The organism is Pseudomonas sp. GL-RE-26, assembly GCF_019956275.1.
Classification (GTDB): Bacteria; Pseudomonadota; Gammaproteobacteria; order Pseudomonadales; family Pseudomonadaceae; genus Aquipseudomonas; species Aquipseudomonas grandcourensis.
On the sequence record NZ_JAHBDI010000022.1, the window covers coordinates 112465 to 126931 of the forward strand.

General features: G+C 59.4%; 8 protein-coding genes. 6 read left to right on the forward strand and 2 right to left on the reverse strand.

Annotated elements, in window-relative coordinates; translation table 11 throughout:
- Positions 1–11: 11 nt before the first annotated feature.
- Positions 12–1604 (reverse strand): DHA2 family efflux MFS transporter permease subunit, encoded by a 1593-nt coding sequence (locus KGB07_RS15420; protein WP_223465844.1) that lies wholly within the window; start codon positions 1602–1604, stop codon positions 12–14.
- Positions 1601–2722 (reverse strand): HlyD family secretion protein, encoded by a 1122-nt coding sequence (locus tag KGB07_RS15425; RefSeq protein WP_223465845.1) that lies wholly within the window; start codon positions 2720–2722, stop codon positions 1601–1603. The genes KGB07_RS15420 and KGB07_RS15425 overlap by 4 nt, the downstream gene beginning before the upstream one ends.
- Positions 2723–3056: 334 nt before the next feature.
- Between KGB07_RS15425 and KGB07_RS15430 the strand changes: the two genes are divergently transcribed.
- The 6 genes from KGB07_RS15430 (at position 3057) to KGB07_RS15455 (ending at position 14353) form a co-directional block, all read left to right on the forward strand.
- The gene (locus tag KGB07_RS15430) at positions 3057–5474 is read left to right on the forward strand and encodes a type VI secretion system Vgr family protein (RefSeq protein ID WP_223465846.1); all 2418 of its coding nucleotides are present in this window, start codon (positions 3057–3059) and stop codon (positions 5472–5474) included.
- 32 nt (positions 5475–5506) lie between these two features.
- Positions 5507–8215, forward strand: coding sequence for a hypothetical protein (locus KGB07_RS15435; protein WP_223465847.1), 2709 nt, complete (start codon positions 5507–5509; stop codon positions 8213–8215).
- Positions 8196–9008, forward strand: coding sequence for a hypothetical protein (locus KGB07_RS15440; RefSeq protein WP_223465849.1), 813 nt, complete (start codon positions 8196–8198; stop codon positions 9006–9008). Before KGB07_RS15435 ends, KGB07_RS15440 begins: the two co-directional genes overlap by 20 nt.
- A 79-nt stretch (positions 9009–9087) precedes the next feature.
- Positions 9088–9591 carry a lysozyme inhibitor LprI family protein gene (locus KGB07_RS15445; RefSeq protein ID WP_223465851.1) on the forward strand — a complete coding sequence of 168 codons (504 nt, stop codon included), beginning with the start codon at positions 9088–9090 and terminating at the stop codon, positions 9589–9591.
- A gap of 288 nt (positions 9592–9879) precedes the next feature.
- Positions 9880–10986: a hypothetical protein gene (locus KGB07_RS15450; RefSeq protein WP_223465853.1), complete on the forward strand. Its 1107-nt coding sequence runs from the start codon at positions 9880–9882 to the stop codon at positions 10984–10986.
- Positions 10987–10996: 10 nt separating this feature from the next.
- Positions 10997–14353 (forward strand): ImcF-related family protein, encoded by a 3357-nt coding sequence (locus KGB07_RS15455; RefSeq protein ID WP_223465855.1) that lies wholly within the window; start codon positions 10997–10999, stop codon positions 14351–14353.
- The last annotated feature ends 114 nt before the right edge of the window (positions 14354–14467 follow it).

Sequence of the window (14467 nt, forward strand, 5' to 3'; positions counted from 1 at the left end):
CTGCACAAGCATCAATGAGCATCGGCACTCGGTGCGGCCGGTGGTTGCACCTTGCGCATCAGGGGCACCATCGCCGTGGCGATAATGAAGCAGACCATGATCATCAGGAATGCGTCGCCATAGGTTTGCGTCTGGGCTTCGCGGTAGGTCAGTAACCAAAGCTGATGCAGGCTGGCGGTGACCCCGGTGTCAACGCCTTGGCCGAGGGCGGCGAAGTTGTTGCCGACCTGGGACAGCCATTGGTTGAGGGCCTCGTTGGTGCTGTTGAGATTCTCCGCCAGCCGGGTGAAATGCAGGTTGGTGCGGTCGTTGAGGATGGTCGCGCAGGCGGCAATGCCGATAGCGCCGCCCAGGTTGCGCATCAGATTGAACAACCCCGACGCATGCTTGAGCCGTGCCGGCGCCAGGCCGCCTAGGGTCAAGGTCACCGTTGGCGGCACTGCCAATTGCTGGGCAATCCCGCGCAGGGCTTGCGGCAGCATCAACTCCTTGGCCCCCCAGTCATGGGTGATCGGGCTGAAATCCCACATCGACAAGGCGAACAGTCCAAGGCCGGTCATCATGATCCAGCGCAGATCGACGCGATTGGCCAGAAAGGCATACAGCGGAATCGCCATGATCTGGAACACCCCGGTGGAGAAAACCGCCAGACCAATGTCCAGTGCTCCGTAGCCACGCACCCGGCCGAGAAACAGCGGCGTCAGGTAAATGGTGGCGAACAGGCCGATACCGGTGACGAACGAGAAGAAACAGCCGAGGGCAAAGTTGCGATCCTTCAAGGCGCGCAGATCGACTATCGGATTGGCCACGTGCAAGGTCCGGCTGATGAACGCCAGCCCGGCGAGGCCGCTGATCCACGCGGTGGTCAGGATCGTGCGGTCGCTGAACCAGTTCCAGCGCGGGCCTTCTTCCAGGGTGTATTCCAGGCAGCCGAGGAACAGCGCCAGAAACACCATGCTCAGGTAATCCGCGCCTTTGAGCAGCGACAGTTCCGGCTGGTCGATTTTCACCAGCATCGGCACGGCCACGGCGACAAAGATGCCGGGGACCAGGTTGATGTAGAACAGCCAGTGCCAGGACGATATGTCGGTGATCCAGCCACCGATCACCGGTCCCAGGGTCGGTGCCAATGAGGCCACCGCGCCGATGGTCGCGGCGGCGATCACCCGTTGTTTGCCGGTGAAGAACACGAAGGCCGTGGTGAACACGAGCGGAATCATCGAGCCGCCCAGAAACCCTTGCAGGGCGCGGAAGGCAATCATGCTCTGGATGTTCCAGGCCACGCCGCACAGCAGGCTGGTCAGGGTGAAACCCACCGCCGATGCGCAGAACAGCCAGCGCGTCGAGAACACCCGGGACAGCCAGCCCGACAGGGGGATCACGATGATTTCGGCGATCAGGTAACTGGTTTGCACCCACGCGGTTTCGTCGGTGCCGGCGGAGAGCCCGCCGCCGATGTCACGCAACGAAGCCGAGACAATCTGGATATCCAGCAGCGCAATGAACATGCCGATGCACATGCTGGCAAAGGCGAAGACCTTGGTCGCCGTGGCCATGTTCGCGGCATTGAACGGTTGCGCCGGGGCGGCGAGGGCGCGGCTCATGGCGCGCTGGCCACGGCTGGCGCTTCAGGCTCCTTGCGCGTGTCCACTTCAGCGGTGACCGATAACCCCGGACGCAGATGGCCGAGCACACTGTCGGCCGGGTCGAGGTGGATCCGCACCGGCACCCGCTGCACGATCTTGGTGAAGTTGCCGGTGGCGTTTTCCGGTGGCAACACACTGAATTGCGAACCGCTGGCGGGGGCGAGGCTGTCCAGGTGACCGTGGAATTCCTGGCCCGACAGCACGTCGGCATGGATCACCACCCGTTGCCCCGGCACCATGTGGGCCAGTTGGTCTTCCTTGAAGTTGGCATCGACCCACAGACCGCTGGTCGGCACCACCGAGAGCAATTGCGAGCCGGCCTGGGCATAGGCGCCGACCCGGGCCCGGCGATTGCCGATCACACCGTCGACCGGTGCCTTCAGTTCGGTGTAGCCGACATTCAATTGCGCCAGATCGCGTTCGGCCCTGGCCTGGATCAAGGCGGCCCGGGCTTGTTGTTTCTGGGTGTCGATCACATTCAACTGGCGCTGTGCGGCCAGCAATTCAGCCTGGGCGCGGTTGCTTTGGGCCTGGGCCGTCTTGAACGTGGTGTTGGCGCGCTGGGCGCTTTCCACCGAGACAGCGTTGGTGATCACCAGTTTCTTGTAGCGGGCATCGTCATCCCGCGAACGGGCGGTTTCGGCACCCGCGGCGTCGATGCTGGCAAGGGCCTGGCCGATGACGGCCTGTTGCAGTTGTTCGGTGGCGTCGAGGTTGGCCAGCAAGGCCTCCTGGGCGGCCACTGCGCCTTCGGCCTTGGCCAGGTTGGCGCGGTAGTCGCGCGAATCGAGACGGATCAGCACGTCGCCGGCCTTGACCTGCTGGTTGTCGGCCACCAGCACTTCGTCGATATAACCCGCCACTTTCGGCCCGATCACCGTCACATCGCCGCCGATGTAGGCGTCATCGGTTTCCTCGATAAAACGCCCGGTGCTCCACCAGTGCGCGCCATACACACCAGCCAGCACCAGTGCTGCGATGCCCACGGTTGGCAACAGCAGGCGTTTGAGCAGGGGAGGTTTTGCCGGTTTCACCGGGGTGTCCAGATCGGGTTCTACGGTGGACATGCTGGTCATGGAGGGATACCTGTCAGGGCGGCGGTTAATTATGACGGCTGTAATATGACGTATGTAATATTTTGTGGCAAATGGTTTTTGCTGCCGGTCGTCAGGTGGAGTCCTGGTCAGAAAGACTCATTCATGGTCGGTGTCGAGATGCCGAGGATTCTTTTGCTGTTGTAGGTAGATTCTTAGGGCGTCGTGGCCTGCTGCATTATTCGGAAGCACCCTACACGCTTATTAGAAACGTCCTATATCAACCTTTTTTACCTTCCTGAAAGCTGCCGAGCGTTTGAACGAGGGTGGCAACGAAGCCTCCCCGTCCGCTTCAAAAGCCAAGGGAGGCCTGATTTTGTCCAACGCACTGCGCACCTTCTTCGACCACCGCCGCCACAAACTACAGATCGATGGCCTCGACACCCACCTCGACGTCCTCACCTTCGAGGGCCATGAGTACCTGAGCCAACCGTACCTTTACCGCATCGAATTCACCGCCAGCGACCTCGACATCGGCGCGGAAAAATTCATCGGCCAGTACGCCGAGTTCAGCCTGTACGACGCACCGTCCAACGTGCCCGTGTTCGACTGGGAAGTGCCCAGGCCGATAATGCCGCTGCGCACGCTGTACGGTCGCATCACCGCCTGCCAGCGCCTGTCCGGCTCAATCGACGAAGCCCGCTACGAAGTCACCCTGCAACCGCGCCTGGCCCTGCTCGGTCGCGGCCAGCAAACGCGGATCTATCAGCACCAGTCCGTGCCAGACATCGTCAAAAGCATTCTGCGCGACCGCCACGGTCTGGACACCGGGCACTTTCGCTTCAACCTCAAGCGCGAGTACCCGCAGCGCGAGCAGGTGATGCAGTACCAGGAAAGCGACCTGGCCTTCATCAGCCGCCTGCTGGCCGACGTCGGCATCTGGTTCCTCTGCATCCAGCACGAAGAGCTCGCCTTCGACGTCGTCGAGTTCTGCGACGACCAGCGCTGCTACCAGTTCGACGTCGAGCTGCCGCTGCGCTCGCCCTCGGGCTTCAGCAACAGCGAGCAGGACAGCGTCTGGGCCCTGAAAACCCGTCACCGGGTGGTAGAACAGCACGTCAGCGTACGCGCCTATCACCCCGAGGACAGCCGCGCCTACCTCGACGGCGAGGTCGACCAGACCCTCGGCGAGCCCGCCACCCACGGCGTGGCCACGACCCGCGGCGTCGCCGACAACACCTACGGCGACGCCTACCACTACGCCGAACCCTACCGCGTGCTCGGCAAGTCCCACCTGCGCGACGAAGACCTGCAAAGCGAAAGCGGCTTTTTCTACGCGCGTCTGCGCCACGAACGCTACCTCAACAACCAGACCCACCTCAGCGGCACCAGCAGCAGCGCCACCCTGGCCCCGGGTCAGGTCCTGACCATCAGCGGCGACGCCCCCAAGGCCTTTACCCCCCGCGTGGTGATCACAAAAATCACCACCCGCGCCGCCCGCGACCGCAGCCTGACCTGCGATTTCGAGGCCATGCCCTACGCCTTGCGCCTGTGCTTTCGCCCAGAGGTCCCACCCAAACCACAGATCGCCGGCACCCTGCCGGCACGCATCACCCACCCCCAGAGCAACCCCCTGTACACCGAAATCGACATGCAAGGGCGCTACCGGGTCAAATTCCTCTTCGACCGCGACACCTGGCCCGCCGGCCGCGAAAGCAAATGGCTGCGCCAGGCCCGCGCCTACGCCGGCGACACCTACGGCCTGCACCTGCCGCTGATCGCCGGCACCGAAGTGGCCATCGCCTTCGAACAGGGCGACCCGGACCGCCCCTACATCGCCCACGCCCTGCACGACGACCAGCACCCGGACCTGGTGACCCAGCGCAACGACCACCGCAACGTGCTGCGTACGCCGGCCAACAACAAGTTGCGTATGGACGACACGCGGGGGCAGGAGCACATCAAGCTCAGTACCGAGTATGGCGGCAAGAGCCAGCTGAATCTGGGGCATCTGGTGGATGGCCAGCGGAAGAAGCGCGGGGAAGGGTTTGAGCTGCGCACGGATGATTGGGGCAGTCTGCGTGCAGGCAAAGGCGTATTCATCAGTGCCGACGCGCAGCCCAAAGCGCAGGGCCCGGTGCTGGACATGGACGCCGCCGTGGCCCGTCTGCAACAGGCCGGTGAACAGCTGCAACAGCTCTCCAGCGACGCCCAGACCGCCCGCGCCGAACCGGCCGATGTTGCCGCGCAACTGAACCTGCTGCGCCAGGATCTGGAACAGCTCAAATCCCAGGTCCTGCTGCTCAGCGCCCCCCAAGGCATCGCCCTGACCAGCGGAAAACACCTGCAACTGGCGGCGCAGGACAACCTGATGCTCAACGCCGGTGGCGAAGCCGACCTCAGCGTGGTCAAGCGCCTGTTCATCGGCGTCGGCCAGGGCCTGAGCCTGTTCGTGCGCAAGCTCGGCATCAAGCTGATCGCCAACCAGGGCCCGGTGAGTGTGCAGGCGCAAAACGACAAATTGGAACTGATCGCCCGGCACGGCCTGGACATCACCAGCACCGAAGATGAAATCCACATCACGGCGAAGAAGAAAATCGTCCTCAACGGAGGTGGCAGTTACCTCAGTCTGGATACGAACAGCATCGAGTCGGGCACGGCGGGGGATCACAAAGTCAAGGCAGCCCATTTCGAACACAGCGGTGCAGCCACGCAAGCACAGGACATGCCGGCGCAATCTCGATTGGCCGAACACCCCACCACGTCCTCGGACCTTTCGGATTTCTCTGCCTGATCCCTTTTGCACAACAAGGAGCGACATACAACATGGCCAGTTTGCTTGCCCGACTTTTTGGCTTACACGAGCCGCCCCTACCGCCTGCGGCCCCCCGCGCGCCAATCCTGCCGACGCCCGATACCCGGCTCATTACGCCGCCCGCGAGCCCGGCTCCGTTGAAAAACTGGTGCCATCCGTTCAAGAGCAACCTCAACCCACTGATGCAACTGACCCACCTGGCCAAGGCCGGCGGCGGCTACTACCCAATCGGTCGCAGCGGTCTGTTCCACGGCGGTATCCATTTCGACGGGGGCACCGCCGGCACCCTGGATCAGTCCAGCGTCCGCTGCCTGGCCGATGGCGAAGTGGTGGCGTACCGCATTGACACGCACGCGCCGACCACACGTTATTTCATCGGCGAGATGACCATCAACAAACCGTTCTCGCGCAATTTCGTCCTGGTGCGTCATCGCCTGCAGCCGCCGAAGATTACCGGCAGCACGGACATACCGCCCAGCCTGACCTTCTACAGCCTGTACATGCACCTGCAGGATTGGGCGAAATACGAGCAAAACGATGCCATCGAGCGCCCCGGTTTCTGGCCCGCCAGTCCGACCCTGCGGGTCCCGCAAAACGCCAAGGACATTCGCCCGGGCTCGCTGGAACAGCGCGGCCTGAATGTGCGTCACCAGCCTTCCCAAGGCAAGATCATCGACTTCCTGCCGCGGGGTGCGCCGGTGACCGTCAGTGGCACGGGGGCCTACCGCAAACTGGAAAATCGCCTTGGCCCTGATGTCCTGATCACCGACGACGGTGCGCTGGCGGGCTACATCGCCGCCAAGCTGCTGCGCCCCCTCGGGGACAACGAGTACCGCATCACCTCGTCGGAACCGGCGGTGAATGTTCGCGCCGAGCCGAGCCTGACGAGCGATGTCCATTTGAAACTGCCGACCGGCTCGGTCGTCACGGTCAGCGGCGAGGGCGATTTCCGCAAGCTTGAGCGCGTCCACCTATACGTGCACTTTGCCTCACTGCAAGGCGATTTCGCTCCGCTGGCCACGGACCGCATCGTGGTACTCGACCAGCCTGTGCCGATCCAGGCCGGTGCCTTGATAGGGCACTTCGGCGAGTACCAGAGCATGGGCGCGGATCGACCGGAGGAAAAACTGCACCTGGAAGTGTTCACCGGCGATGACGTCGATTTGTTCTTTGACGCCAGTCGAGACTGGGCCAAGCGCCTGCCGGCAAAAGAGTGCACCTGGATGAAGCTGATCACGGGCACGCCGGTGGTACCCCATGAAGAATGGGTCACGGGCGCGCGCCTGCAGGCGTCGAGTGACGCCGGCCCACGCAGCGCCGCCGACCTGTTAGTCCCCAAAAGCCTCCTGGATGGCCTGCCGCCCGAAAGAAAAATCCACGTACCGGCGACCGAGTACCGCAAGGCCCGCAACTGGTATCGCCTGGACGGACTGCTGCACGACGCTGACCACAACCTGCTCGACGGCTGGGTGTGCGAAGAAGTCGACGTCACCCCGTGGCTCAGCCCGTGGTCGTGGGAAGGTTATGAGGTGATTTTCGACTACAGCACGCCGCGACAGGAAATGGCGTCGTTTTTCAGTGCTGTCGGCCGCTTTAACGAGGAGCAACGCGAGCGCTTTAGGCCCCTGGCCGAGAAAAACAACCAGGGGCCGATGAAACGCCGCATGTACGCGATCTTCGACCGTAACGGCGACGACAAGATCACCGCCGAGGAAGTGCAGGCGGCTCTGCAACTCCCGGCGCTGGCGCAATCCATTTCGCAGATGGTCCTGCGCAAGGAAAGCGAATGGTTTCACCAGACGCAGAAGTGGGACGCGCTGGATGAACTGCTCGGCCACAGCGGCTCGACGCCGCACTGGAACTGGGAGGCGGAGAAGCAGCGGATCGAACAGATCAGTTGGTGGGGGGAGGTGGCGGAGAAAGTGGGGTTGCCGTCATGGGGGAGGCCGTATCACTTTCATCCGATAGGACTCATTGGTGGATTTACACAGCGTTCTTGTGCTTGCGGAAGAGATATCACGCTGGATGAAATGCGAGCGGTCATTTCCGAGCAGCAAATAGTTAAAGGCCTATTTCATAAGTCGTACATTTCAGAAGTTCAATATACTGGTGCTGAAACGTTGTTGGCTGCTTTAAATGAGGCAATGGACAGATATGGAATAAATGACTGCTTGGATAAGGCGCTATTTTTATCAAATATTGCAATGGAGTGCGACAGATTTAACACAACAACAGAGTATAAAAATAGAAATGGGTCCACGCCTGAGCACTGGCATAATTATCGAGGTGGTAGCGACTATCACGGTAGGGGATTAATCCAATTAACTCATGTCGAAAACTATCAGGCCTACTTTAGAAGCGAGCACTTGCCAATTACTACGTCAGTGGATTTGGTTGCTAGTGATATGAAGCTTATTACGGGGTCCGCCGGTTGGTTTTGGAGGAAAGGGTCTGCGTGGGGGGATATGAGTAAGCACGCACAAAATAATGATTTAATTAAAATTATCATTGGTGTCAATGGAGGGTTCAATCATGCATACGAAAGAGAACGATATGCTTTGGCACTTATTTCTGAGCTAAAAGTCTCAACATGCCCGATATACGGAGGAAGAGAATTTAAGAAGTACAAAATATCAGAAAGTTCATTAAGGGCCAGCGTTGTAGGGGTTGATATTTGGAAGCGTTATTTTGGTGAGAGCGATGAAATTTTCAAGGAATAGAATTGCTGGGTTTCTAATTATCCTACTTCTGCAGGCAATTTCCTCCTGTGTTGTACAATCGCAAGAGCATGCCAGGTTTTTTGGAGGGGAGCTAGCTCCTGAAAAAGTAATCACAATAAAACTGGAGAGCAAAGAATACTGGGTTCGGTTTAGAGAAGAGAAATGGACTTTACTTAAGTCCGAAGTAGTGGAGGGCGGCGGCGCAAAAGAAGTAATTTTTATGGATGCCAATAAAAATGGATTAAATGATATATTTCTAAAGTTATTTGAAGCTGGCTCTAACAGTTTTTATGCTCTATTTATCACTGCGGTGAAGGACGGTTCGGTAGTTTTTACTGAGTTTGACGGGCTTTTTGGATCTCCTTACATCAACGATCACGGAGAATTGATAAGCGTTAAGCGTGTTGGCCCATTTTCGAGGATTGAAATTTTTAAGGCTGAACAAGGTGAGCTTTACCGTCACAAAATTATAGAGCCTCTTAGTTCTGATCTGGAAAGAGTTACGAAGATTGATAGGAATGGAGAAACTAAATTCTCGATAAATTTTCTTGGTGACGATACGCCCGCTACCGCTTGCGTGTCTGTTAATCGAGCTTTTCTGTCAAGGTCCCCGACCGCAGCAGACGTTACGAAAGCGTATATCGTAAAGGGGGATGGCGTCTCCCTACTTGACTCTACTGATAGTGGAGAGTGGCTTAAAGTTCGTTACCAAGGAAAAAGTATAACTGAAGGATGGGTGTTGCAAGAAATGTTAAGCTTTAACGAGCCTAATCAATGTGTGAAAAGTGAATAGCGTTGTTTTCGACGGCGAATTCCATGGGGCTGATAATCCGTTAGGAAGAAGAAGCTAAACTTTTTGAGAGGGGTTTGAAATGCGACTGTTGGGATTGATGTTGTGTTGTTTTGGTATGAGTTGGTTTTCACTAGCTAACGCTGATAGCGACTGTGATTCTGAGAGTACAGAAACTAAAGAAATTTTAAAATGTATAAGCGATTCCTATAAGCGAGTGGATCGGAAACTGAATGCTCAATACAAGGCTTTGGTATCTAATCATCAAATTCAAAATAAAAAACTACTTTTGGAAGGGCAGCGCGCATGGATAAAGTTCAGAGACTCGAACTGCAGCGATTATAGATCTTCATCTTTGGGTGGTGAGTCTAAAATTGAGGAGGTCGGGTGTCTTGTTTCTTTGACGTCATCAAGGTTGGTTGAATTGATTTATTTGGAGACGGGTACGGTTGGGGATGGCTTCTATAGTTTGCTATCTGTCACTGGAGGGATTTCCTCAAAAACCAGAGATGAGATTGTGTCTTATGTTGAAGATATGGATCGGACTTCAGATGAAATTGAATATTATAAAAAAATTGTGAGTTGACAGGGGTTGTTTATGGGGAGGAGGTAAGGAATTGCCTAACTCGTATGAAATTTCAAAATATATAAAAATTCTTGGTCTAGTGAGGTTGTGAGTATGAAAAATATATGGTCATTATTGCTCCAGTTGCTATGCATTAATGCCCTTGTTAGTTGACGAGGGGGAAAGTTAATTATGTCTGTCAGACTGGATACTGTACCTGCTCGTGCGCGACGTCCTGCACGACCTCGGGTCTGGCTTTGGCTTGGCCTGTTTTTTTTGTGTCTTTTGCTCGGCATAGGAGGCAGCCTCTTGTTCGCCGATGGGCCGTTGCACCAGCAGCCTGTTGATTTCTGGAATCTCGCGTTGGGCCTGCCACTTCTTGGCTGGTGCGTGCTGGGATTTGCGCGAGTGTTATTACATATCGGCAAGCAGGCTGCCGCGGATGGTTGGGATGATGCCCGTGAAAAAGACCTGACCCGCAGGCTTCGGAAAGGTCGACGCTCTCAACAGGTTTTAGGGGTGAGTTGTTACACCGCGCTGCGAGATTCATCGGCTGGGCCAGTGGGGCAACTCGACGCATTGCTAAACGGGAATGCAGCACTGAAAGCGCAACCGTTCAGGATTGACGGGGCGCCATTAAGTCACAGCCGTTTGGAGGAAGACCTGGGTGAAGACCTCGAAGCAGTGTTCTTGAGTGTATTGACACGCTCGTTCGCCGACTTGGCACCAGTCCTTTCACAGTTGCCTGACGATAAACCTATTGCCCTGTTATTGGACGTCGATAGCAGGCTGCCTGAGGGCCAATGGCTTCCTGCATGGCGCAATGCATGGCGAGAATCCGGTATCCGTCAATCGGTGGTCCCCCTCGAAGGCCGTGGATTGGCTGCGGTGGATCGCTGGCTGGATCAGCGTATTGACGATCAGGCTTTGCTGATGGTGCTGGCAGTGCAGTTGGCACCGGATCAGCCTGAGGGCACAGCAGAAGTGGCCGTTGGTTTGTTGTTCGGCAACCGGCTTACACAGTCGGTCTTACCGCCCATTGCTTATCTTCATCGCCCAGAACAGCAACGCCAGCTCAGCGAAGCTGGCTTGCTGGGTTCCGCGCGTCAGGCTCTCGACTGGGCACCGCTGCTGGGTCAATCGATCGAAAAGGTCTGGCGGGCTGGGGTAGGTGCGCCAAGCCCTGTGGAGAGCGTATTACGTGACGTCCCCATGCCGGTCAAGCCGCCGCAGAATTTCTGCAACCTCGACGCGTTGCTTGGCCATGCGGGGAAAGCCTCACCTTGGCTGGCCATCGCCGCTGCGGCGCAAACGATTGAACGCGGCGCCGGGCCGCAATTCATTTTCAGCGGCGGAACTGCCGCCGATGGCCTTTGGAGCACGGTGTTGATGCCCGTGTCACCCCTTTCGAAATAGGAAATCTCGAATGCAGTTTCGACGCTCTGTAGGGTTGGGTGTGCTGGCGAGTGTGCTGTTGATGGCCGGATTGGTCTTGAGTGTGCTGCTCTGGCGCCATCCCGAGTCGTTGGGCATGGCATCGGGTAGTGTCCGGCAAACGTTTTGGCTTGCGGTGAGCTCGGCGACCACTATTGTGCTGGTGGTGTTCCTGGGTGGTTACCAATTGATAGGCCGGTGGATTGGCGGTGCTACTTATCAACCATTTGAGTCGGACGATAAGCCCCAGCCTGCGCAACGGCCTTCTGCAAATTCGGCTGGCGCCGAGGACAGACAATGGGAAGCCAGGATTAGAACTTCGTTGCGGGCGCGCCACCGCGGTTTTTGGCATCCCAAGGTCCGACTCCTGCTCATTGTCGGCGAACCCGAGCAGATCCAGGCCATCGCCCCCGGCCTGACCCGGGACCACTGGCTGGAAGATCAGGACACCTTGCTGCTATGGGGCGGCAGCGTGCAAAACAAGCTGGACGACGTGATGATTGAGCGTTATCGCCGCCTGACCCGCTGGCGTGCTCTCGACGGGGTGGTCTGGGCGTTGAATACCGAGCAAAGCGCAGACGACTACCACATGGGTAAAGGCGCGCGGCACCTGCAAGACCTCGCGGGTACGCTGGGCTGGTCGCTGCCGCTGCACCTCTGGCAGGTTTGCGCCAGTCACTGGTTGCAGGAGAAACTCCCGAGCCAGGCGGTTGGCTGCGCACTGTCATCTCGTCTTAGCGCCACAGACCTGGAAACGTCGCTGCACCGTCTACTGGGCCCCATGCGTCAGGAAGGCTGGGCGCAGATGAACCTGACGATGGCGCATGATTTTCTGGTGCGCCTGGCGCGGGACCTGCAAGTTGAAGGCGTGGCCCGCTGGCGTAAGGCACTGACGCCGTGGTTCGGCAGTTCCAGGCAGGATGTTCCGTTGCGCGGCCTGTGGTTCAGCCTGCCGTTGTCCAATACAACGCAGAACAAGGAAGAGCACTTCTGGCCCATGGACCCTGCCTGGCAAGGCGTGCTCGGCGAGCCAAAACGGCGGAACCGTCGCCTGGGCTGGAGCGCCCCGCGCGTCGCTTATGGCTTGGTGTTGGCCGTGGCCCTGGTCTGGGGCGCCGGCCTGCTGCTGTCGTTCATCAGCAACCGCGTGCAGATCAACCATCTACAAACGTCGCTGACGACGCTGCAGCAAGCCACCCCCGGCGACGCCCAACTGAGCGCGCTCAACGAACTGACTCGCGAACTGGGCCGCCTGGATTACCGCGCTACCCACGGCACGCCGTGGTACCAGCGTTTCGGCCTGAACCAGAACGACGCACTGCTGGCCACGCTATGGCCGCGTTACGTCGAGGCCAACCAGCGCCTGTTGCGTGACCCGGCAGCGGCCACGCTCAAGGCCCAGCTCAACGCCCTGGTCAAGCTGCCACCGGACAGCCCCGAGCGTGCCAAGCGCGCGCAATCTGCCTACACGCAACTCAAGGCCTACCTGATGCTGGCCCGCCCGGAAAAAACCGATCCTGCCTTTCTTGCTCAAGCCCTGGTGGACACCGAGCCGCAAAGCGCCGACTTTTCCCCTGGACTCTGGCACGCCCTGGCACCGAGCTTGTGGCAGTTCTACACCGAACAACTGGCCGCCCACCCAGACTGGCGCATCGACGCCGATCCCAAGCTGGTGGCCCAAGTCCGCCAGGTGCTGATCGGCCAGCTGGGCCAGCGCAACGGCGAAGCCAGCCTGTACCAATCCGTGCTCGACAACGCCGCCAATCACGCGCCGGTGCTGAGCCTGGCGCAGATGGTCGGCGACACCGAGGCATCGACGCTGTTTGCCACTTCGGCCGAGGTGCCGGGGGTGTTCACCCGCCAAGCCTGGGAAGGCCAGGTGCGCCCGGCCATCGACGCCATCGCTGAGGCACGCCGTGAAGAAATCGACTGGGTGCTCAGCGACAACCCGGCGCGTCTCGCCGCCGACCTGAGCCCGGAACAACTCAAGCAACGCCTGACCGAACGCTACTTCCAGGACTACGCCCACGCCTGGCTGGACTTCCTCAACCAACTGCGCTGGCAACCGGTGGACAGCCTTGGCGAGGTGATCGATCAGTTGGCGCTGATGAGCGATGTGCGTCAGTCGCCGCTGATCGCGCTGATGAACACCTTGGCCTATCAGGGCCAGGCTGGCACCCGTCGTCAGGCGCTGGCCGAGTCATTGGTGCAGTCGGCGCAGCAACTGCTCGGCAAGGAGCCAGTGCCGGTGATCGAGCAGGCCAAGCCCGGCGGAGGCAGCCCGCTGGACGCCACCTTTGGGCCATTGTTGACCTTGCTCGGAAAAGACGCCGACAACGCCAACGACAGCGAGCGCCTGAGCCTGCAAGCCTTCCTCAACCGCGTCACCCGGGTTCGCCTGAAGTTGCAGCAAGTGAGCAACGCACCTAATCCCCAGGCAATGACCCAGGCCCTGGCGCAAAGCGTGTTCCAGGGCCACAGCGTCGACCTCACCGACACCCTGGCCTACGGCAGCCTGCTCGCCGCCAGCCTCGGCGCCGAGTGGGACGGCGTCGGCCAGACCCTGTTCGTGCAGCCGCTGGAGCAGGCCTGGCAGCGAGTCCTGCAACCCTCGGTGGCCGGCCTCAACAGCCAGTGGCAGCGGGCGATCGTACGCGACTGGCAGGGCGCGTTTGCCGGGCGCTACCCCTTTGCTGCCACCGGCAGTGACGCCTCGCTGCCGATGCTCGGGCAGATGATCCGCGCCGACGCCGGGCGCATCGACCAGTTCCTCCAGCAGCAATTGGGCGGTGTGCTGCGCAAGGAAGGCAGCCGCTGGGTGGCCGACGCGCGGCACAGCCAGGGTCTGCACTTCAACCCGAAGTTCCTGACGGCGATCAACCAGCTCAGCCACCTCGCCGACGTGCTCTACACCGACGGCGGCATGGGCCTGAGTTTCGAGCTGCGCGGCAAGCCGGTGCGCGACGTGGTGCAGACCACTTTCATCCTCAACGGCGAAAAGCATGAGTACTTCAACCAGAAGGAACGCTGGCAGCGCTTCAGCTGGCCGGGCTTCAGCCAGCATCCGGGCACGCGTTTGTTGTGGATCAGCGTGCTGGCCAACGAACGCCTCTACGGCGATTACGAAGGCACCTGGGGCCTGATCCGCCTGCTCGAACAGGCAAAAATCACCGCCCTGAACGACACCGACAGCCAGTACCGCGTGCAGCTCAGGGCACCTGATGGCCTCGACCTGACCTGGCACCTGCGCACTGAACTGGGCGCAGGGCCGCTGGCGTTGCTCAAACTGCGCGACTTCAAGCTGCCGGCGCAGATCTTTCTGGACAAGGGGGAAAAGCCGCCGCTTTGATTTCGATTGGTGGCAGCCGGTTTACGGCGAAGTCGGTGATGCGGGGCGGGGGCGGTATTGATCGATTGCGACCAGTTGCCGGGGGAATCCATCAAGCGCCGGTTGCTTCTCTGG